This is a genomic window from Catenulispora sp. GAS73 (assembly GCF_041262085.1).
Classification (GTDB): domain Bacteria; phylum Actinomycetota; class Actinomycetes; order Streptomycetales; family Catenulisporaceae; genus Catenulispora.
Genome location: NZ_JBGCCM010000008.1, coordinates 70,644 through 91,161, shown reverse-complemented (window position 1 = coordinate 91,161; position 20,518 = coordinate 70,644). Strand labels below are relative to the sequence as shown.

General features: G+C 70.5%; 20 protein-coding genes and 1 tRNA gene. 3 read left to right on the top strand and 18 right to left on the bottom strand.

Annotation, left to right across the window (positions count from 1 at the left end; all coding sequences use genetic code 11):
* Window positions 1-18 precede the first annotated feature (18 nt).
* Window positions 19-1,104 (top strand): NAD(P)/FAD-dependent oxidoreductase, encoded by a 1,086-nt coding sequence (locus tag ABH935_RS14000; RefSeq protein ID WP_370378297.1) that lies wholly within the window; start codon window positions 19-21, stop codon window positions 1,102-1,104.
* A gap of 62 nt (window positions 1,105-1,166) precedes the next feature.
* Here the strand turns inward: ABH935_RS14000 and ABH935_RS13995 are convergent, their stop codons facing one another.
* Together ABH935_RS13995 and ABH935_RS13990 are read right to left on the bottom strand one after the other, a co-directional pair.
* A complete protein-coding gene (locus tag ABH935_RS13995) occupies window positions 1,167-1,631 on the bottom strand; it encodes a MarR family winged helix-turn-helix transcriptional regulator (protein WP_370378296.1) in 465 nt (154 codons plus the stop codon).
* A gap of 78 nt (window positions 1,632-1,709) precedes the next feature.
* Window positions 1,710-1,786: transfer RNA gene (locus tag ABH935_RS13990), tRNA-Met, on the bottom strand.
* 190 nt (window positions 1,787-1,976) lie between these two features.
* Here ABH935_RS13990 and ABH935_RS13985 point away from each other — a divergent pair.
* Window positions 1,977-2,813, top strand: a complete 837-nt coding sequence (locus ABH935_RS13985; protein ID WP_370378295.1) for an alpha/beta fold hydrolase — start codon at window positions 1,977-1,979, stop codon at window positions 2,811-2,813.
* A gap of 66 nt (window positions 2,814-2,879) precedes the next feature.
* Here ABH935_RS13985 and ABH935_RS13980 read toward each other — a convergent pair whose 3' ends face one another.
* Genes ABH935_RS13980 through ABH935_RS13965 form a run of 4 tightly spaced genes read right to left on the bottom strand, consistent with a single transcriptional unit; the run spans window position 2,880 to window position 7,145 of the window.
* On the bottom strand, window positions 2,880-4,052 hold the full coding sequence (locus ABH935_RS13980; protein ID WP_370378294.1) for a Gfo/Idh/MocA family protein: 1,173 nt from the start codon (window positions 4,050-4,052) through the stop codon (window positions 2,880-2,882).
* Window positions 4,053-4,078: 26 nt separating this feature from the next.
* Complete coding sequence (locus ABH935_RS13975; protein WP_370378293.1) at window positions 4,079-4,897, bottom strand: carbohydrate ABC transporter permease; 819 nt, start codon at window positions 4,895-4,897, stop codon at window positions 4,079-4,081.
* On the bottom strand, window positions 4,890-5,879 hold the full coding sequence (locus ABH935_RS13970; protein WP_370378292.1) for a carbohydrate ABC transporter permease: 990 nt from the start codon (window positions 5,877-5,879) through the stop codon (window positions 4,890-4,892). Before ABH935_RS13970 ends, ABH935_RS13975 begins: the two co-directional genes overlap by 8 nt.
* A 3-nt stretch (window positions 5,880-5,882) precedes the next feature.
* Window positions 5,883-7,145 (bottom strand): sugar ABC transporter substrate-binding protein, encoded by a 1,263-nt coding sequence (locus ABH935_RS13965; RefSeq protein ID WP_370378291.1) that lies wholly within the window; start codon window positions 7,143-7,145, stop codon window positions 5,883-5,885.
* Between the two features lie 282 nt (window positions 7,146-7,427).
* Between ABH935_RS13965 and ABH935_RS13960 the strand changes: the two genes are divergently transcribed.
* A complete protein-coding gene (locus ABH935_RS13960) occupies window positions 7,428-8,597 on the top strand; it encodes an ROK family protein (RefSeq protein WP_370378290.1) in 1,170 nt (389 codons plus the stop codon).
* On the opposite strand, the gene ABH935_RS13955 is transcribed toward ABH935_RS13960, so the two are convergent.
* The 12 genes from ABH935_RS13955 to ABH935_RS13900 all read right to left on the bottom strand — a co-directional run bounded on the left by ABH935_RS13955 (window position 8,478) and on the right by ABH935_RS13900 (window position 20,451).
* A complete protein-coding gene (locus ABH935_RS13955; protein WP_370378289.1) occupies window positions 8,478-9,611 on the bottom strand; it encodes a branched-chain amino acid ABC transporter permease in 1,134 nt (377 codons plus the stop codon). The two genes, ABH935_RS13960 and ABH935_RS13955, sit on opposite strands and share 120 nt — an antisense overlap.
* On the bottom strand, window positions 9,608-10,483 hold the full coding sequence (locus ABH935_RS13950; protein ID WP_370378288.1) for a branched-chain amino acid ABC transporter permease: 876 nt from the start codon (window positions 10,481-10,483) through the stop codon (window positions 9,608-9,610). The genes ABH935_RS13955 and ABH935_RS13950 overlap by 4 nt, the downstream gene beginning before the upstream one ends.
* On the bottom strand, window positions 10,480-11,178 hold the full coding sequence (locus ABH935_RS13945; protein ID WP_370378287.1) for an ABC transporter ATP-binding protein: 699 nt from the start codon (window positions 11,176-11,178) through the stop codon (window positions 10,480-10,482). The genes ABH935_RS13950 and ABH935_RS13945 overlap by 4 nt, the downstream gene beginning before the upstream one ends.
* On the bottom strand, window positions 11,175-11,942 hold the full coding sequence (locus ABH935_RS13940) for an ABC transporter ATP-binding protein (RefSeq protein ID WP_370378286.1): 768 nt from the start codon (window positions 11,940-11,942) through the stop codon (window positions 11,175-11,177). The genes ABH935_RS13945 and ABH935_RS13940 overlap by 4 nt, the downstream gene beginning before the upstream one ends.
* Window positions 11,943-11,944: 2 nt before the next feature.
* Window positions 11,945-13,183, bottom strand: a complete 1,239-nt coding sequence (locus ABH935_RS13935) for a substrate-binding domain-containing protein (RefSeq protein ID WP_370378285.1) — start codon at window positions 13,181-13,183, stop codon at window positions 11,945-11,947.
* Window positions 13,184-13,193: 10 nt separating this feature from the next.
* Complete coding sequence (locus tag ABH935_RS13930) at window positions 13,194-13,859, bottom strand: CoA transferase subunit B (protein WP_370378284.1); 666 nt, start codon at window positions 13,857-13,859, stop codon at window positions 13,194-13,196.
* A 1-nt stretch (window position 13,860) separates the two neighbouring features.
* A complete protein-coding gene (locus tag ABH935_RS13925) occupies window positions 13,861-14,583 on the bottom strand; it encodes a CoA transferase subunit A (protein WP_370378283.1) in 723 nt (240 codons plus the stop codon).
* 74 nt (window positions 14,584-14,657) lie between these two features.
* Window positions 14,658-16,664, bottom strand: coding sequence for a helix-turn-helix domain-containing protein (locus tag ABH935_RS13920; RefSeq protein ID WP_370378282.1), 2,007 nt, complete (start codon window positions 16,662-16,664; stop codon window positions 14,658-14,660).
* A gap of 22 nt (window positions 16,665-16,686) precedes the next feature.
* The gene (locus ABH935_RS13915; protein WP_370378281.1) at window positions 16,687-17,496 is read right to left on the bottom strand and encodes a 3-hydroxybutyrate dehydrogenase; all 810 of its coding nucleotides are present in this window, start codon (window positions 17,494-17,496) and stop codon (window positions 16,687-16,689) included.
* Between the two features lie 79 nt (window positions 17,497-17,575).
* Complete coding sequence (locus ABH935_RS13910; protein WP_370378280.1) at window positions 17,576-17,938, bottom strand: nuclear transport factor 2 family protein; 363 nt, start codon at window positions 17,936-17,938, stop codon at window positions 17,576-17,578.
* A 92-nt stretch (window positions 17,939-18,030) separates the two neighbouring features.
* Entirely contained in the window at window positions 18,031-19,638 is a 1,608-nt protein-coding gene (locus ABH935_RS13905) for an RICIN domain-containing protein (protein ID WP_370378279.1), read from the bottom strand.
* A 9-nt stretch (window positions 19,639-19,647) separates the two neighbouring features.
* A complete protein-coding gene (locus ABH935_RS13900; RefSeq protein WP_370378278.1) occupies window positions 19,648-20,451 on the bottom strand; it encodes a DeoR/GlpR family DNA-binding transcription regulator in 804 nt (267 codons plus the stop codon).
* Window positions 20,452-20,518: the final 67 nt, after the last annotated feature.

Sequence of the window (20,518 nt, the reverse complement as noted above, 5' to 3'; positions counted from 1 at the left end):
CGCGAGGGGACGGCTCCCATGCGTAAGAAGGTTGCGATAGTCGGCGGCGGCTACGGCGGAGTGAAGGCCGCCAAAGCCCTGGACGCCGACCTCGACGTGGTGCTCATCGACCCGAAGGACACCTTCGTGCACAGCGCGGCGGCTCTGCGCGCACTGGTCCGCCCGGACTGGGCCGAGAACATCTTCTTCCCGTACGACACGCTGATGGAGAACGGCACCGTGGTCCGCGATCGCGCGGTGGGAGTGGACTCGCGAGGTGTGACCCTGGCTTCCGGCGGCCGCGTGGACGCCGACTATGTGGTGCTGGCCTCAGGCTCGACCTACGCGTTCCCGGCGAAGATGCACACCGATGTCGCCGACGACGCCCTGGCCGCGTTGCGCCGCGCGCACAAGGAACTGGCCAACGCCGACCGAGTACTGATCCTCGGCGCCGGGCCGGTCGGCCTGGAGCTGGCCGGGGAGATCGCGACGACCTGGCCCGACAAGCGGGTGACGATCGTCGACCCCGCCCCCGAACTGCTGCCCGGCTTCCTTCCAGAGCTGGTCGCCGACCTGCGGCAGCAGCTCGACGAACTGGGGATCGAGCTGCGGCTGGGCTCCGGCCTCGCAGCCGGACCGGCGGTCGCGCCGGGCGTCGCCACGGAGTTCACCGTCACCGATCGCGCCGGCGAGCGCATCACCGCGGACATCTGGTTCCGCGCCCACGGCTCCCGCATCCACACCGAGTTCCTGGCCGGCGCCGTGCCCCGCAACGAGGCGGGCCAGGTGAAGGTCACGGAGCGGCTGACCGTCGAGGGCCACGACACGATCTACGCCCTCGGCGACATCACCGACCTGCCCGAGACCAAGATGGCCGGCTGGGCCATGCAGCACGCCGAGGTCGTCGCGGCGAACATCGTCGCGCACGCCAAGGACGCGGAGCCGGCCGCCGTCTACAAGACGCTGCCGGTCAAGGTGGGGCTGATCCCGCTGGGCCCGGCCGGCGGCGTCGGGCAGTTCCCGAACGAGCAGGGGGCGGCGTTCCAGGTGCCGAGGGAGACCGTGGTGCAGATGAAGGGCGCGGAGATGATGCTCGGACACTTCCGAGAGCTGTTCAACCTCTGAGAGGGATCTCAGAGGGAGTGGAACAGGCCCGGTCGGCACCAGCCGGCCGGGCCTACTCGCGCCTACTCGTGTTCGGGCTTCTCGCAGCTGAAGTCGTCCCCGAACACGACCGGCACCTGGTTCGCCAGCACCAGCCGGCCCAACAGCCCCGCGAGCTGCGCCTGTTCCTCCTCGGACAGCATGACGGGGAGCTCGGCGACGCGTTGCACGGTCTCGTTGTAGAACTCTTCGGCGAGCTTGTCGCCTTCTTCGGTGAGGAACACGCGGACCGCGCGGCCGTCGGTGCTGTCCGCCTCGCGCCGGACCAGGCCGCGGCGCAGCGAGCGGTCCACCAGACCGGTGAGGCTGGACTTGGCCAGCCCCAGGGTCCGGACCAGTTCGCCCATGCCGAAGCCTTCTTCGGGCTTGCCCATCAGGACGCAGAGCAACTGGCCCTGCTGGGAGGTGAGCTGGTGTTTACGAGCCACGTTCTCATAGGTGGCATCAACCAAGAACGCTGACCGGACGAGAGCAGTGACCACGCTCATATCGGGTTCTGGTTCGCGACCCATATAAAGGCTCCCGCATAAAGAACGCGAGGCCCCTCAGAATCTGAGGGGCCTCGTTGGTAGCGGGGACAGGATTTGAACCTGCGACCTCTGGGTTATGAGCCCAGCGAGCTACCGAGCTGCTCCACCCCGCGCCGTTTTCCTTCTCCGTAACTATAACACCTCTTCGCTACCACCAGTCGCCGTTATTTGCTGCGGCGCCCCATACCCGCCGGAACGAATATGGTGCCGCGCCCCATTGCCGACCCGATCGGCAGCCGAGAGCCTGGCGGGATGCGACAGAGCGCGGAGATCGATTTTCCCTCGGGTGCGGGTTCGTACGCTGTGACTCGCTGGTCAGGACCTGTAGTAGCCGAGTCGGCACCGACGGTGATCGCCGCGCACGGCATCACCGCCAACGGGCTGGCCTGGGCCCCGGTGGTCGAGGCGCTTCCGGAGGTCGACTTCATCGCCCCGGACTTGCGCGGCCGTGGGCGCTCGCGCGACGTCGGCGGTCCCTACTCGATCGGCGCGCACGCGGACGACCTGATCCGCACCCTCGATCACCTCGGGGTGGAGCGCGCGACGCTGATGGGCCATTCGATGGGCGGCTGGGTCGCCGCGGTGGCGGCGGCGCGGTACCCGGAGCGGTTCGGCGGCGTGGTGCTGGTCGACGGCGGTCTGGGGTTCCCGCTACCGGAAGACACCGACCTGGACCAGCTGCTCGACGGACTGCTCGGACCGGCGATGGCCAAGCTGCGCACCGTCTTCGCCAGCCGGGAGGAGTTCCTCAAGCCATGGCGCACGCATCCGTCGTTCCAGGGCGGCGGATACACGGCCGAGGTCGAGGCCTACCAGCTGCGCGACATCATCGGCACCGAGCCTGAGCTGCGTTCGTCGTGCGTTCTGGACGCGGTCCGGGGCGACGCGGCCGACCAGCTGCAAAACCCTGAGGTCGTCGGCTCGATCCACCGGCTGCCGATACCCGCAGCGTTCCTGTACGCCGAGCGCGGCCTGCTGAACGAGCCCGTCGGGCTCTACTCCCCCGAGGTCGTGGCCGCGGCGAAGCTCGCCGACGCTGGGGTGGACGTGCGCTTCGTCCCCGGCACCAACCACTACTCGATCCTGCTCGGCGACCGCGGGATCGCCGCGGTCGCCGAGGCGGTCAGGGCTCTGCTGTAGCGCAGTGCCCCGCTCCCGATCGGAAGGCCGGGTGCGGGTTCGAACCCGCACCCGGTGCGGACGCCCTCAGCGCACCTGCCCCCGATCGAAGTACTCGGCCAGCTCCGGATCCAGCGGCGGGACCTGGAACGGCGTGCCGCCGTCGCGCAGCGAGAGCGTGGCCATGTAGCCGGCGGCCACGCTCATCCGCGCCGCGACCGGCGAGGTGTCGGTGGCGCCGCCGTCGCGGACGAAGCGCGCGAACTCGGCCATGATCGCGCCGTCCGCGCCGCCGTGGCTGCCGGAGGCGTCCGGCACCCGGTAGGCGATGTCGGCGTCGCCGCGGTAGCCGGTCGGGCCGGTGTTCCAGACCTTCACCAGGTCGCCGGGCGAGTCGCCGAAGTTCTCCAGCCGACCCTCGGTGCCGATCACCGTGTAGTTGCGGAAGTAGTCCGGCGCGAAGTGGCACTGCTGGTAGGCGGCGATGACGCCGTTGTCCAGCGTCATGTTCATCACCGAGACGTCCTCGACCTCGATCTTGTGGTTGAGGTCGCGGCGCGCCGTCGGCGGCCAGTCGAACTCCTTGAGCCAGCCGGCCGGCCGTGGCGTCCCCTCCGCGCGCCGCGGCAGGTCGCCGTAGACCATCAGGTCGCCGAAGGCGCTGACCCGCTGGGTGAAGCCGCCAGCCAGCCAGTGCACGACGTCCAGGTCGTGCGCCGCCTTCTGGAGCAGCAGGCCGGTGGTGCGGTCCCGCTCGGCGTGCCAGTCCTTGAAGTAGTAGTCGCCGCCGTAGGACACGAAGTGCCGGACCCAGACCGTCTTCGGCTCGCCGATGTCGCCGCGCGCGATGATGTCGCGCATCGTGCGGACCACGCCCATGTGCCGCATGTTGTGACCGACGTAGAGCCGGGTCCCGGTCTCGTGGGCGGCGCGCAGGATCGCGTCGGAGCTCTCGATGGTGATGGCCATCGGCTTCTCCAGGTAGACGGCCTTGCCCGCGCGCAGGCAGTCGACGGCGATCTCCTCGTGGGTGTCGTCCGGCGTCATGATGATGACGGCGTCGATGTCGGGGCGGGTCAGCAGCTTGCGGTAGTCGTCAAGAGTGTCGGTGACCCCGACGCGCTCAACGGCTCTGGCGAGCGCGGCCGAATCGGTGTCGCACAGCGCGCCGACCTCGAAACCGCGGTCCGGCTGATGCGCGGCGACGGCGAGAGAGGTGCGCAGGCCCAGGCCGATCACACCGAAGCGCAGGTTGCTCACAGGAGAGGGTGCCTTTCTGAAAAGTCTTACTTGGTGCCGGTGAGGGCGATGCCCTCGGTGATGCGGCGCTGCGCGGCCAGGAACAGCAGGATCATCGGCAGGCTGGCCAACAGCGAGCCGGCCATCAGCAGCGGGTACTCGGTGAGGTGCTCGCCCTGCAGCATGGACAGGCCCACGGTGAGCGGCATCTTGGAGTCGTCGTTCACCACGACCAGCGGCCACAGCAGGTCGTTCCACGACCACAGCACCGTGAGCACGCCCATCGAGATCAGTCCGGGCTTGGCCAGCGGCAGCATCACGGACCAGAAGATCCGGAAGGTGCCGGCGCCGTCGAGCCGCGCGGCCTCCTCGACCTCGTTCGGCAGCGACATGAAGAACTGCCGCAGCATGAACGTGCCGAAGGCGCTGAACAGTCCGGGCAGGACCACGCCGGCCAGGGTGTTGAGCAGGCCCATGTTCTGCACCAGCTGGTACTGCGGCAGCAGGTACACCTGGCTGGGCACCATCAGGACCGCGAGCATGAGCAGGAACAGGGCGTTGCGCCCCGGGAACCGCAGCCGCGCGAAGGCGTAGGCGGCCATCGAGCAGAACAGCACCTGCGCCAGGACCCTGACGGCGGTCTGCAGCACCGAGTTCAGGAACTGCTGGGCGAACTTGGTGTCGTGGAAGACCTGGCTGTAGTTCGACCACTGCCACGAGGGCAGGAAGTGCGGCGGGACGCTGGTGGTCTCGCCGGTGGTCTGCAGCGAGGTGATGAGCTGCCACAGGAACGGGGCCACCATCGCCGCCGCGCCGATCGCCAGGATCACGTGGACCGGCCACAACCGCTGCCTGCCGCTACCCATAGTGGACCCACCTCTTCTGCAGCCGGAACTGGAGCGCGGTCAGCACCAGCAGCACCAGCGTGAGCACCACCGCGATCGCCGCGGCCAGCCCCTGGTTGCCGGTGACGAAGGCGTCCTCGTAAAAGAGGTACGCGATCGTCTTGCTGCCGGCCAGCGCCGGATTGGTCTTGCCGAGCATCATCAGGACCATGTCGAACATCTGCAGGCCGCCGATCACCGACAGCACCGAGACGAAGAAGATGCTGGGGCTCAACAGGGGCAGCGTGATCGAGAAGAACTGCCGGATCCGTCCCGCGCCGTCCAGCGAGGAGGCCTCGTAGTACTGGCGCGGGATGTTCTTCAGGCCGGCGGCGAAGATGATCATGTTGTAGCCCAGCGAGCTCCAGATGCCCACCAGGCCCATGGCCCAGACCGTGTACCGGTCGTCGGACACCCAGTGCGGGCCGTGGATCCCGACCAGCGACAGCAGATAGTTGATCAGGCCGTAGTCGCCGTTGTAGAGCCAGCGCCAGATCATCGCGACCGCGGCCGGCATGGTGACCACGGGAATGAAGTACAGGACCCGGTAAAGGCTCGCGTACTTGCCGCTGACCTGGTTCATCAGCGCGGCGAAGACGATCGACAGCGGGATGCCGGCCAGGATGATCAGCGAGTACTTGACGGTGTTCCAGGCCGCGCGCGGCAGCTGCGGATCCGACATGAACGAGCTGTAGTTCTGGAAGCCGACCCACTGCTGGCCGCCGAAGACGCCCCACGAGGTGAAGCTGAAGTAGGCGGACTGGACGATCGGCCACAGGTAGAAGATCACCAGGCCGGCGAACAGGGGCGCGATCATCGCATAGCCCCAGGCCCATTCCTTCAGGTGCGCCTTCGAGAAGCGGGGTCGGCGGTCGGCGACCGGCCGGGGCGCCGGCCCGCGCTTCGGGCCGGCCCCCGCCGCCGCCTTTCCGGCGGCGACGGAGGGGGATTCGATGGCTGACACCCGCTACTCCTTGGCCAGTTCGGCGTTCATCTGGTCCGCGATCTGCTTGACGCCGGTCTGCAGGTCGAGCTTTCCGCCCCAGATCTGGTCCAGCGTGGTCTGCATGGGCGTGGTCCAGGCCGCCGTGTTCTTCGACACCGGATACGGCACGGCGTCGTTGAGCTGGTCGATGAAGGACTGCAGGTGGTACTGCGGGGTCGAGGCCACCCAGGTCGCCGACAGGCCGTTGTACGCCGGGATCACCGTCCCGGTCTTGGCCTGGACCTCGTTGGCCTCCTTGGACCCCAGGTACTGCACGAACTCCCAGGCCGCCTGCGCGTGCTTGGTCTTGGCGTAGATGACGTTCGCCAGGCCGTTGATGACCGTCGCCTTCTTGCCGTCCGGGCCGGCCGGCAGCGGCGCGACGTCCGCTTCCAGGCCGGTGGCCGCCTTGTACTCGGGCATGTCGTAGTCGCCGTCGGCGAACATCGCCACCTTGCCGGAGGCGAACAGCTGGTCCGGCTGGGTGTCGGTCATCTGCTGCGCGGTCGGCGAGACGTGGTACTTGGTGATGAAGTCCAGTGCGTACTGCAGGCCGGCGATGCTCTTGGGGTCGTCGAACCCGGACTTCTTGTGGTCCGGGGTGATGGCCTGGCCGCCGGCCTGGAGCATGGTGTTGTACAGGTTCTCCTGCGTCCAGTCCGGGGAGGCGATGCCCCAGACGCCCTTGCCGGGGTCGTTCAGCTTCTGGGCCGCGTCGATCACGTCCTGCCAGGTCCACGTGGCCGTCGGGTATTTCACCCCGGCCGCGTCGAAAAGCTTCTTGTTGTACCAGAGCCCGACGGTGTCGAAGTCCTTCGGCATGCCGTACTGCTTGCCGTCGAGGGTGTAGACGTCGTTCAGCGACTTCGGGAACGGGCTGTTGTCGAAGCCGGGCTTGTCCGACAGGGACAGCAGCTGCTTCTGGCCGGCGTACAGGCCGATGCGGGTGGTGCTCATCCAGAACACGTCGGGGGCGGTACCGGAGGCGGCCGCGGTCTGCAGCTTGGTCCAGTAGTCGGCGTTCGGCGTCAGCTGGATGTTGATGGTGATGTTCGGATGGGACGCGTGGAAGGCGTCGGCGATCTCCTGCATCGCCGGCTTCTGCTTGGTGTCCCAGATGCCGTAGGTCAGGGTGACCGGGCCGGATTCGGCCTGCCCGGAAGACGCGGACTTCGAGGAGGAACAGCCGGTCGCGGCCAGGGCCAGGGCCCCGGCTCCGGCCAGCACCAACGCCTTTCGGAACATCCGCGTCTCCCAACGTTTTCGTAAGCCGTCGACGGCATCGCTGCCTGTCAGAGGCCTGATGAGGGTGAGGGGCGGGAGGCGGGGCCTCCCGTGACCCGGGACACTAGCCGCCGTTTTTGCTTGAGACCAGTGTTAATCGAGCAGGGTCACGCACGAGACGCGAAAAAGTACTCGTTCCGAGACCGGGCCGTGATCCGGGATCGGGACGAGTCGGACATCTTTACGCCAGTGATCGTCATAAATGCCGGGCGTACCGCGCCCGCCCGGCCTAAGATGGCCGCCATGCGACGGACCAGCGGCGACGGCAGCTTTCTGCGGAGCCTGAACGAGGTGGCGGTGTTGCGCGCACTGCGCGAGACCGGGACGCCGACCCTGGCCGAGGTCGCCCGAGCCGCACAGCTGTCCCGGGCCACGACCGAGGTCATCATGGACTCGCTGCAGCGCAACGGCTGGGTGGTGGAGGCCGAGGCGGTGGCCGACGGCCAGCGCGGCCGGCCGGCCCGGCGCTACGCCTTCCGCGCGGCCGCGGCGCACGTCGCGGGGGTGGCGATCGGCGGATCCGGGGTCACCGCGATGGTCGCCGACCTGGACGGGACGGTCGCGGGGAGGGCGGTGGAGCACCTGAGCCCGGAGCTGTCGGCGCCCGAGCGGCTGGACGCCGTACAGCGGGTATTGGAGCGCGCGGCCGGGGCGGCCGATGTGCCCCTGAGCCGGCTGGCCTCGGTCGGCGTCGGCACCACCGGCGTCATCGACAACGAGGGCCGGGTACTCAAAAGCGTCGCGCTGGCCGACTGGTCGGGGGTGAACCTGCAGACGGAGCTGGCCGCGCGGCTGCCGGTCCCGGTCGTGATCGAGAACGACATGCGGCTGGCGGTGCTGGCCGAGCACTGGCGCGGGGCGGCGTCCGAGCACGACAACGTGCTGTATCTGCACACCGGCCGGCGGATTGGGCTGGGGCTGCTGTTCGACGGGGTGCCGTACCGCGGTTCGCACGCCGCCGCCGGCGAGCTCGGCGGGCACCCGAACAGCCGGTGGGCGGCGTTCCAGCACGTCATGGACTACGCGATGGCCGCCGATCCCGGTGAGCTGCGGGCGCCGTCGCAGGCCGCGCTGTTCGCGATGGAGCGGGCGGCCGGCGGGGACGAGAAGGCGGCGGCGGCGTTCCAGGCCTTCGCCCGGGCGCTGGCCGAAGGGCTGGTCAGCCTGGTGACGCCGCTGGACCCGGACCTGGTGGTGATCGGCGGCAGCCTGGCGCAGACCGGCGAGCACCTCACCGAGCCGATCAGGGCCCTGCTCGGTGAGGTGTGCCTGTATCCGCCGGACGTGAAGGTGTCAGAGCTCGGAGGCGACGCGGTCGGGATGGGGGCGGTTCGGCTCGCCCTCGACCACGCCGAGCCTGTGTTGTTCGCTTCGCTGTCGTCGGCGGGGGCCGGCTCCTCCTCCGCGGCGTAGCCGGTTCGGCAGCGCGGCCAGTCCACCGGGGACGGCGTAGACCACGAGCACGAACAGCACGCCGAGCAGCACCAGCGGCTGGGACAGCGGGATCCGCAGGACGGCGGGCAGGCTCGCGACCGAGTCGGAGGTGGCGACCGCGCCGAGCCGGTGGTCCAGGAGCGTGTAGAGCACGCCGCCGAGCACCGGGCCCCAGCGCGTGCCGGACCCGCCGAGCACCACCATCACCAGCAGCGCGAGGGTGAAGTCGGTGGTCGTGGTCTCGGGCGTGGCCCCAGCGGTGACCAGCAGGTGCACCACGCCGCCGGCCGCGCCGAGAGTCCCGGCCAGCACGAAGGCGCCGAGCTGGTAGCGGAACGGGTTCAGGCCGAGGACTTCGGCGCGCCGCTCGTTGTCGCGGATCGCCTGCCAGACCCGGCCGATCCGGCGCCCGGTCAGCCACCAGACGACGCCGCAGACCACGACGAGGTAGGCGAGGGCGAGCCAGTACAGGTTGACGGTGTTGACCACGCCGACGAACGCCGCGGGCACCTTCTCCGTGCTCAGCGGCAGCCCCTCCTCGCCGCCGGTGGTCTTCGGATCGCGGCCGACCAGGATGGACCCGGCCTGCGCGAACGCCAGGGTGACCATGGCGAAGCCGACGGTCCCCAGCTTTCCGACACCTTTCAGGGAAACTGCCCCGAGCAGGGTGCTGACCGCCGCGCCGATGACGATCGCGAGCACCGCGGCGGTCGCCAGCGGCAGGTGCATGTCCTTCATGGCGAGCTCGGCGCTGTACGCGCCGATCGCGACGTAGAGCGCGTGCCCGAAGGACATCAGGCCGAGGCGGCCGAACAGCAGGTCGTAGCCCACGGCCAGGCCGGCGAAGAGCAGGCAGAGCGCGAGGAGTTGGAGCGAGCCGGGGGTGTTGACGGCGCCGTCGAAGACGCCGGGAATGCTGAGCGTCGAGTAGGGCAGGCTGAGCAGGACCGCGAGGACCGCGATGGGGATCAGGTTCTTGACGTGGCGCTTCACGCGGCCCTCCGGATGAGCCTCTGGATGCCGTCCCGGTTGCCGCGGGTGAGCAGCACGACGGCGAGGATCGCGACCGCGGCGAAGTCGCCGAGGCCCGAGGCGGCGTAGTAGTTGGTGAACTGCTGGATCAGCCCGACAGCGGCCGCGGCGAGCGCGACCCCGTCGGTCCGCCCCATCCCGCCGATCACCACGACGACGAACCCGAACACCAGCAACGACGTGCCCTGGCCCGGCGAGACACTGCCGAAGTACACGCCGCCGAGCGCACCGGCCAGCCCCGCGAGCGCGCCGCCGATCGCGAAGACGAGGGTGAAGGCCTTGCGCACGTCGATGCCGAGGGCGGTGACCATGGCGCGGTCCTCGACGCCGGCGCGGACGACGAGGCCGTAGCGGGTCCGGCTGAGGAACAGCTTGAGCGCGGCGAGGACCACCAGCGCGGCAGCGATGAGGAGGAAGCGGTCGGTCGGGACCTTCGCGCCGAGGAGGCTGACGGTCCCGGCGAGCTGCCTGGGCGGCTGGAGCTGGCGAGCGTCGGCGCCCCAGATGCCCTGCACGAGAGCGGGCAGCGCGAGGCCGAGGCCGACGGTGACGAGGATCTGGTCCTTGGGACGCGAGTAGAGGGGCCTGATGAGGACGGTCTCGATGAGCGCGGCCAGTCCTGCTCCAGTCACGATCGCGACCGCTACGGCGAGCGCGAACGGGAGGTGGCCGGTCAGACGCCAGGCCGCGTAGGCGCCGGCGGTGACGAGGGCGCCGTGGGCGAAGTTGAGGACGTCCATCAGGCCGAAGATGAAGGACAGGCCGCTGGCGATGAGGAAGTAGAGGGCGCCGAGACCCAGGCCGGTGAGGGTGAGGAGAACGAGAGTGCTCATGCCGCCTTCCCCACTCCCAGGAGTTCCCGCGTCAGCGCGGCGTCCCCCAACAAGTCGCGCACCGGCCCCCGGTGCACCACCTGCCCCGCCGCCAGCACCACGGCGTCGCCGGCCAGCCGCCGCACCAGCGCCAGGTTCTGCTCGACGAGCAGCATCGGCACGCGCTCGGCGGCGCGTTCCAGCACCTCCGCCACTTCGGTCACCACCTTCGGGGCCAGGCCCTTCGTCGGTTCGTCGACCACGAGCAGGCGGTTGTCGTTGAGGAGGGTGCGTGCGATCGCGACCATCTGCTGCTGGCCGCCGGACAGGGTGCCGACGGCCTGTGCGCCGCGCGCCTTCAGTTCCGGGAAGAGTTCGTAGACCAGGTCGTAGGCGTGGTCGGCCCCTCGGCGCTCAGCGAGGGTCAGGTTCTCCGCGACCGTCAGCTTCGCGAAGACGCAGCGGTCCTCCGGTGCGTAGCCGATGCCCTGGCGCACGATCTCGTGGGTGCGCAGTCGCTGGACCGGGGTGCCGGCGAAGGCGATGCGGCCGGTGCGGGAGACCAGGCCGAGGATGGCCTTGACCGTCGTCGTCTTGCCGACGCCGTTGCGCCCCAGCAGGGCCGTCACGCCGGTCGGCGCCACGGTGAACGACACGCCTTGCAGGATCTGCGAGCCGCCGAGGGTGACGCGGACGTCGTCGAGTTCGAGGATCACAACGCGTCCCCCACGTAAGCCTCCTGCACGCGGGCGTCGGCCATGATGCGCTCCGGCGTGTCGATCGCGAGCAGTGCGCCGTGGTGCATCACCGCGACGCGGTCGGCGAGGCCGAGGAGCACCTCCATGTGGTGCTCGACCATCAGGACCGTGCGCCCCTCGTCGCGGTGCAGGGCCCTGATGACGTCGACCAGTTCGGGGACGTCGCCGGACGCGACGCCGGCCATCGGTTCGTCGAGCAGGAGCAGGCGTTCGGCGCCGGAGGCCAGGAGCATGGCGAGTTCGAGCTTGCGCTTGTCGCCGTGGGAGAGGTCGGCGGCGAGGGCGCTTGATTTCTCAGTCAGGCGGACGCGTTCCAAGGGGTCGGAGGCGAGCCCGCGCCGCTTCGCCGCGACCTGCTGCGCGAGTGCCACGTGCTCGGCGACGGTCATGGTCGGGAACACGCTGGAGGACTGGAAGGTCCGGCCGATGCCGCGCCGGGCCCGCTTGTGCGGTGGCTCGGTGGTGATGTCCGTGCCGTCGAGAGCGATCCGGCCCCGATGCACACCAGTGGCTCGGTTCAGGCCGCTGATCAGGTTGAACAGCGACGTCTTGCCGGCGCCGTTGGGTCCGATCACCGCGACGAACTCGCCCTCGCCGACCGCGAGGTCCACGCCGGACAGGATCGCCGAGCCGCCGACCGTCCAGGAGAGGCCCGCCAGAGTGAGCACGTCGGGCGCGGGGCCGCCGGGCGCCGCGGTGCCGGAGGTGAGTTCGTCACTCATCGTCAGCTCGCCGGGAAGCTCTTGGCCGGCGGCGCGACCTCGTTCGGGTCCAGCGTCTTCACCACGGTCGGCGTCGTGCCGGTCAGCTTGGCCTGGAACATCGGCTGCAACAGCGCGTGGTCCGAGGCACGGATCGTGTCGGCGCCCTTGACCCCGTCGAAGCTCCAGCCCTCCAGGTTCTTCACCATCGCGTCCACGTCGGTGTCGCCGTTCTCCGCGGCGTGCACGACCATCTGCGCGGCGCTGAAGCCGTCGGGGCTGAACAGGTCGGACTGCTCGCCGTGCGCCGCGAGGTAGGCGTCCATCGCCTTGGCCGCGTCGTTGCTTGTGCCGTCGGGGACGTAGTGCGCGAGGAAGGACACCTTGCCGCCGGTCGAGGCGAACACCGGGTAGGAGGCGCGCACGTCCAGGCCGGTGACGGTGGTCGTGGCGTCCAGGACGCCCTGCTGCGACAGCGCGGTCCACAGCGCCGAGGCCGTGGTACCGGCCCAGGCCACGAACAGCAGGTCCGGCTTGGCGTTCTTGGCCTGGGTGGCGAACGGGGTCAGGTCGGTGGCGCTCGGCGGGGCCAGGACCGAGTCCACCTTCGCGCCCTTGGCACCCAGCACCGCCTTCACCGCCGCGACGTTCGCCTGGCCGAAGGCGCTGTCCTGGGCCAGGACGGTGACGTGCTTGTTCGTCAGGTCGCCGAGGAAGGACGCGGCGGTGGCGATGTCCTGATACGTCTCGCGGCCGGAGCGGAACGTGTACTTGTTCAGGCCGGTGACCCCGTCGGTGGCGGCCGGGCCGGAGATGAACAGCACCTTGTTCTGCGCGGCCAGCGGCGCCACCTGAAGCGCCACACCGGAGGCGGTGGAGCCGGCCAGGATGCGGTAGCCCTGGCCGATCAGGTCCTTGGCGGCGCCGACCGCCTTGGTCGGGTCGCCCGCATCGTCGCGCTGCGTCACCTCGATCTTGTGGCCGTTCACGGCGTCGGTGCCGTGGGTGGCGTAGTCGAGGCCGGCCAGGAAGCCCTGGTAGTAGTCCTTGCCGTACTCGGCGAGCGGCCCGGTCTTGGAGTAGACGAGCCCGACCTTGATCGGCGCGCCGGACCCGCCGGAGGACGCCCCGCCCCCGCCCGGCGACCCGCTGGCCGCCTTGCTCGGGCTCCCGCACGCGGCCAGCGTCGCGATCGACGCGGCGGCCATGGCTGCTGCTACATACCGGGCGCTGTATCTGCGCAGGATGCTGGTGGAATGCATGGCCGGAACGTTAAGTCCGCGTTACGGGCCCCGAAATGTGGGCCGCCGCCACATCGAGGGGCGCTCCGGTGTTGGTCACCACCTCCTCGACGGTGACCCCCGGCGCCAGCTCGACCAGCCGGAAGCCGGCCGGCGTGACGTCGAGCACCGCCAGGTCGGTGATGACGCGGTCGACGACGCCGTTGCCGGTCAAGGGAAGCGTGCACTCCTGGAGCAGTTTCGGGGAGCCATCCTTCGCTGTGTGCTCCATGACCACCAGCACCCGGCGCGCGCCGTGCACCAGGTCCATCGCGCCGCCCATGCCCTTGACCAGCTTGCCGGGCACGGTCCAGTTCGCCAGGTCGCCGGCGGCCGAGACCTGCATCGCGCCGAGCACCGCAGTGTCGATGTGGCCGCCGCGGATCATGCCGAAAGAGGTGGCGGAGTCGAAGAAGCTTGAGCCGGGGCGGACGGTGACGGTCTCCTTGCCCGCGTTGACGAGGTCGGGGTCGACGTCGTCGGGAGCCGGGTAGGGGCCGAGGCCGAGGATGCCGTTCTCCGACTGCAGGACCACTTCGACGCCGGGCGGCAGGTGGCCGGGGATCAGGGTCGGCAGGCCGATGCCGAGGTTGACGTAGGAGCCGTCGCGGAGTTCGCGCGCGGCGCGGGCCGCCAGCTGGTCGCGGGTCAGGGGCATGTCAGACTGCTCCGTTCTCGGAGGTGGACACCGTCACGGTCCGCTTCTCGATGCGCTTCTCCCGCTGGTCCGCCGGAACCGCGACCACGCGCTGCACGAACACGCCCGGCAGGTGGATCTCGTCCGGGTCCAGCTCGCCGGGCTCGACCAGCTCTTCGACCTCTGCGACGGTCACCCGGCCGGCCATCGCCACGACCGGGTTGAAGTTGCGGGCCGAGGCGTGGAAGACGAGGTTGCCGTGGCGGTCCCCCTTCGCGGCGCGGACCAGCGCGAAGTCGGCGGTGATGGCGTGCTCCAGCAGGTATTCGCGGCCGTCGATGACGCGCGTCTCCTTGCCCTCCGCGACGCTCGTGCCGACGCCGGCCGGCGTGTAGTACGCGGGGATGCCCAGGCCGCCGGCGCGCAGGCTCTCGGCGAGCGTGCCCTGCGGGAGGAGTTCGACCTCAAGCTCGCCGGCCAGGTACTGGCGCGCGAACTCCTTGTTCTCGCCGACGTAGGAGCTGGTCATCTTGGCGATGCGGCCGGCGTTCAGCAGCAGGCCCAGGCCCCAGTCGTCGACGCCGCAGTTGTTGGAGACGACGGAGAGCCCGGTCGCGCCCTGGTCGAGCAGGGCCGCTATCAGGGTGCTCGGGATGCCGCAGAGGCCGAAGCCGCCCACGGCGAGCGTGGCGGCCGAGGGGATGTCCGCCACCGCGTGGGACGGGGTCGGGGCTGTCTTGTCCATGGGGATGGACGGTATGAGCGGCCTGCGTCTTTTGATATGTCTTCGAGCGCTACAAGATCGCGTACGGCTATGCCTCAGAGCCCCATCACGCGCCGGACCTGGAGCGCCAGCTGGATCTCCAGGCTGCGGCCGGGCTCCTGCCAGTCGGGGCCGAGCAGGCGCGCGGTGCGGTCCAAGCGCTGGGTCACGGTGTTGACGTGGATGTGCAGCGCCTCGCCGGTCCGGCCGAGGCTGCGGCCGCAGGCGAAGTACTGCTCGACGGTGCCGAGCAGGTCGGTGCCGCGTTTGGCGTCGTAGTCGACGAGCGGGCCGAGGGCCTTGCGCACCACGGCGCCGGGGTCGCCGCCGCCCAGGACGAGCGCCAGGAACCCGAGGTCGGAGGGGGCGGCGGCACAGCCGGCGCGGCCGAGGGCGTGCAGGGCGCCGAGGCAGCGGACGGCTTCGGCGTGCGCGTCGGCGTACGCGGCGACGTCGGACTTCGGGCCGCCGGCGCCGACGGTGACGGGATGCGCGAGGCCGCTGCGGAGCGCCGCCAGGACGCGCTGCGCCGCGGGGGCGGGGTCGTCGCCGGGCAGCAGGAGGACGATGCGGCCTTCGTGGGAACCGGCCAAGCCGCCTTCGGACTTGGCCAGGCGCCCGGCGGCGAAGTGCGCGCGGGGACGGTCGGCGGGTGCCGCGTCGGCGGCCACGACGATGTGCGGGCGGTCGAGGTCCACACCGACGCGGCGGGCACGCTCGGCGAGGGTCGAGGTGTGGCGGACCGGGACGGCGAGGAGGTCGTCGAGGAGGTCGCCGCCCAACCGCTCGGCGGCCTCGGCTTCGGAGCGGCGCATCAGGAGATGGAGGGCGACGACGAGCGCCGCGCGTTCGAGGATGCGCTGGTCGACGTCGCTGAAGGATTCGGGGGCGCGGAGGATCAGGGCACCGAGGGGTTCGGCGGCTGCGGCCACCGCCGCGACGACCAGGTCCCCGGAGCGGGCCGCGTGGCCAGTCGCCGCGGAGGTGGCGATCAGGCCGGTCGCCGACGCGGCAGTGCTCAGCGGCCCGGACCGCACCACGCCGGCGATGACATCGATGGCGGATTCGGCATCGCCACCGGCACCGGCACCGGCTCGGCCTCCAGCACCAGATCCTGCTCGCCCGCCGGCCCCAGCGTCGTCAAAGCCCGAAGTCTCCCCGGCGACCGCCGTCACCACCCCATCCGCGTCGACCACCACCAACCCCCCGCCGACAGCCTCCGCCACGGCCGCCGCGATCCCCTCCACATCCCCGCCGCGCAGCACCAGGTCCGCCAGCTTGTCGTGCACCGCGGCGGCGCGCTCCACCGATTCGCTGTGCGCGCGCACGAGTTCGTTCGCCGAGCGCAGCTCGCTGAGGGCGTCGCGGGTGGCCTGCAGCAGGCGGGCGTTGTCGATGGCGACCGCGGCGTGCGCGGCCAGGGAGCTCAGCAGGGTGATCTCGTGGCGGGCGAAGGGCCGCGCCGAGCGGTTCGCCGCGAACAGGACGCCGATCACCCGGCTGCCCAGGACCAGCGGGACGCCGAGGATGGCGGTCAGGCCCTCCTCGCCGACGCCTTCGTCGATCTCGTTCGTGTGGCGGAAGCGGCTGTCGCGCGGGTAGTCGGAGGTGACGTACGGCTTCGCCGTCTGGGCCACCAGGCCGCCGAGGCCGGCGCCCATCGGCAGGCGCAGGGACTGGAAGCGGGCCGACACCGAGCCGTGGGTCACGCGCATGTAGGTGTCGCCGCGGTCCGGGTCGTCGAGGGTCAGGTAGGTGACGTCCGCGCCGATCAGCGTGTGCGCGCGGGTGACGATCGCCTTCAGGACCGCGTCGAGGTCGCGCAGCGCGGCCAGGTCGCCGGCGGTCTCGAACAGCGCGACCAGCTCCGCCTCGCGGCGGCGTGAGCGCGCCAGCGTGGCGCGGACTTCCAACGCCACCCGTTTGGCCGCCTCCAGCGCCGCCAGCTCCTCGGCGCCCGCGCCGGCCACGCGGGCGGCGACCACCGGGCCGTCGTACTCGATGGCGGCGGCGTCGCGGGCCAGCAGGTCGAGGAACACCGAAGGGGTGGCGAGCGCGGACATGGCGCCCAGCATCACGCGCGCCTCACCGAGCTGTCCATCCGCCGTCCATGGCCAACGAGGCGCCGGAGACCGAGGCGGCGGCCGGTGAGCACAGGTAGGCCACGAGCTCGGCCACCTCGGAGGGCTCGATCAGACGTTTGACGGCCGAGCGCTCCAACATGATCTTGGAGACCACCTCGTCCTCGGGGATGCCGTGCGCGGCGGCCTGGTCGGCGATCTGGTTCTCGACCAGCGGCGTGCGGACATAGGCCGGGTTCACGCAGTTCGAGGTGACGCCGTACGGTGCGCCCTCCAGCGCCGCGACCTTCGACAGCCCCTCCAGACCGTGCTTGGCCGTGACGTAGGCGGCTTTGAACTCCGAGGCCCGCAGGCCGTGTGCCGAGGAGATGTTCACGACCCGGCCCCAGCCGCGCTCGTACATGTGCGGCAGCGACTCGCGGATCAGGCGGAACGGCGCCTCCAGCATCAGCCGCAGGATCAGCGAGAACCGCTCGACCGGGAACTCGTGAAGCGGCGCCACGTGCTGCAGCCCGGCGTTGTTCACCAGCACGTCCACGCCGCCGACCCGGTGCGGCAGCGCCGAGGCCTGGTCCAGGTCGCTCAGGTCGGCGACCAGCGCCAGCCCGCCGATCCGCTCGGCGGCGGCGTGCGCGCCGTCGGCGCTGATGTCGGCCACCACCACCTTGGCCCCGGCCGCGGCCAGCCGCTCGGCGCAGGCCAGGCCGATGCCGCCGGCCGCGCCGGTGACCAGCGCGGTGCGGCCGGACAGGTCCAGGGCGGCCGGTGAAGCCGGGAAGGCCACGGAAGCGGCAGAGGTGGCGGCAGCGTCCATAGAAGGCGTCATACCCGATCACGCTAGAGAGCGGTCTTCACGCTTCCCATGTCGGCCGCCGCCACATACCCCGCACGCGTCATGGCTGCCCCAGCCATGACGCCGGATCGTACGGCGGCTCTCCCGCCTGACCAGTGTCGAAGTGCGCGACCTTGCCGTCCACGACCTCGAAGTGCCAGCGGGTGTTCATCCCGCCCCACTGCTCGTTGGTGTACTCCGCGATCAGGTCGCGGCCGTCCGGGGATTGCACGATCACGTCCATCCGGCCGTGCGTGTCGTACACCTCGCGCTGGAGCCAGTCCCCCAGCAGGCGCGGCGTGCCGTCGTCGGTCATCGTCGCGTTCCCGGTCATGGCGGCCTGCACGGCCGCCGGGTCGTTGGCGTTGAGCGCGTCGACGAACGTGCGCACCGCCGGGTCCACCAGCTCCGAGGTCGGGATCATGAGGCGATGATCGGACGCCCCGACGCCGTTCGCAACCGGGTGGGCCCGGCGTTGGGAACGCCCGGGCGCTCACGCGCCGCGCGCTACCCCGACTACCCCAGCTTCCACTGCTGGTTGGCTCCCCCGTTGCAGTCCCAGATCTCGACCGGGGTGCCGTTGACGTTCCCGGAGGCCACGTTCCCGCCGGTCACGTCCAGACACAGGCCGGACTGCACGCCGGTGATCGTCCCGTCCGGGTTCGGGGTCCACTGTTGGTTGGTCTGGCCGTTGCAGGTCCAGATGATGACCTTGGTTCCGGCGGTCGTCCCCTGGCCGCTCGCGTCCAGGCAGAGGCTGCCGTTGTAGATCCGCAGCTCGCCGGCGGCGGTCAGCGTGTACTGCTGGTTCGAGCCGGTGTTGCAGTCCCAGATGTCCAGCTGCGTGCCGGTGGTGGTGCTGTTGTTGGGCACGTCCAGGCACCGGCCGGACGAGGCGCCGACCAGCGGATGCGTGGTCCCGATACTGCTCCCGTTCCCCGGCGACACGCGGTACATCACCGATCCGTGAGCGGGCACCGTGGCACTGATCGCACCGGTCGTCGAGCTGAGCTCCTTCGACCAGAGGTTGTCCAGCGTGTACGAGGACGCCGACGCGATCCCGATCGCCGAGGTGGACGTCGAGATCGTCTGCGCCGAGGAGTTCTCGTTGAACAGCACGACCGCGACATCGCCGTTGGACAGCGGCTTGGCCAGCACGTCGTTCCCGCCGGACGAGGCGATCTCGGTCCCGGCCCTGCCCAGCGAGTCCTGGTCGACGGCGACGACGTCCTTGTTCGTGTACAGCGACAAGGTCGCCGACGTCGCATTGCGCAGATCGGTCCCGGAGATCAGCGGTGCGGCCATCGCCGCCCACAGCGACATCTCCGAGCGGTCCTCGGTGAACGACATCCCGTTGCCCACTTCGAGCATGTCCGGGTCGTTCCAGCCACCCGGCCCGGCGTAGGACGCCAGCCCGACCGTGTTGTGGAAGTTGGACAGCATGCTGCCGAAGCTGGCGTTGATGTCGCCGGTGGTGCGCCAGAGGTTGCCGACGCCGGCACCCCACGTCCACACCGACTCCTGGCCCCAGTTACACAGGCTGAACACGATCTGCCGGCCGGTGTTTGCCAGCGCGTCGTGCATCGCCGTGTACCGGGTCTGGGCCGGGATCCCCTGGTTGTTGCAGTTGTCGTACTTGAGGTAGTCCACACCCCAGGACGCGAAAGAGTTCGCGTCGGCCTGCTCGTGGTTCAGGCTGCCGGGATAGCCGGCGCAGGTCGCGGTGCCGGCGCTCTCGTAGATCCCGAGCTTGAGGCCCTTGCCGTGCACGTACGCGGCGGTCCCCGAGATGCCGTCGGGGAACTTGGCGGGGTCCGGGACGAGGTTGCCGTTCGCGTCCCGGCTCGACGACATCCAGCAGTCGTCGATGTTCACATACTGGTAGCCGGCGTCCTTCATCCCGGACGAGACGATGAGGTCGGCGGTCTGCTCGACCAGGCTCTCCGAGACGTTGCACCCGAAGGAGTTCCAGTCGTTCCACCCCATCGGCGGGGTCAGCGCCAGGCCGTTGCCGAGGGCGTGCGCGGGTGCCGATACCGCGACACCGAACATCGTCCCGGCGATGAGGGCGAACGCTGCGAAGGCTGCGCGCAACTGTCGACTGCGCGGGGCCCGATAACGCATGGTGCCTCCTTAGTCTTCCTCCTCGTTCGCCCCCGCCCCTTCGACGGGGACGACGATCAACTCCCCCACGGACTCGCGCAGCACCTGCCGCGCGCCCGAGCGCAGGCCGTCGTCGCTGACCAGCACCGAGGCGTCGTGCAGGGCGGCGATCTCGGACAGCCCGACCACGCCCCACTTCGTGTGGTCGGCCAGCACGACCAGCCGCCGCGCCGTGGAGACCAGCATCCGGTTGGTCTCGGCCTCCATCAGGTTCGGGCTGGTGAACCCGGCTTCGGCGTCGATGCCGTGCACACCGATGAACACGCAGTCCAGGTGCAGGCGGCGGATCGCCTGGATCGCCACCGGCCCGACCAGCGCGTCGGAGATCGTGCGCACGCCGCCGGTGAGGATCACCGTCTGCGGCGGGCCGGGCAGCGCGTGGAGCAGGTCGGCCACCGGCGGCGAGTTGGTGACCACGGTCAGGTCCGGGACCCGGGCCAGTTGTTGCGCGAAGGCGTAGGTGGTGGAACCCGCGGACACGCCGATCGCGGTGCCCGGGCGCACCAGATCCGCGGCGGCCCGAGCGATCGCCTCCTTGGCCCGCCGCTGCCGGGCCGCCTTCACGCTGAACGCCGGCTCGTCGGTGGAGCTGCCGCCGCGCGCGGTGGCGCCGCCGTGCACCTTGGTGACCAGGCCCTGCTCGGCCAGCGAGTCCAGGTCGCGGCGCACCGTCATGTCGGACACGCGCAACGCCGCGACCAGCTCCGTGACCCGCACAGCACCGCGCTGCCGGATCTCCTGGAGGATCCACGCCTGCCGCTGCGCTGCCAGCATCCGCCGTCCCGCCCCTCGTGTCGCCCGCCCGATGCGGGTGTGTCGCGATGTCGATCCCCGGACGAAC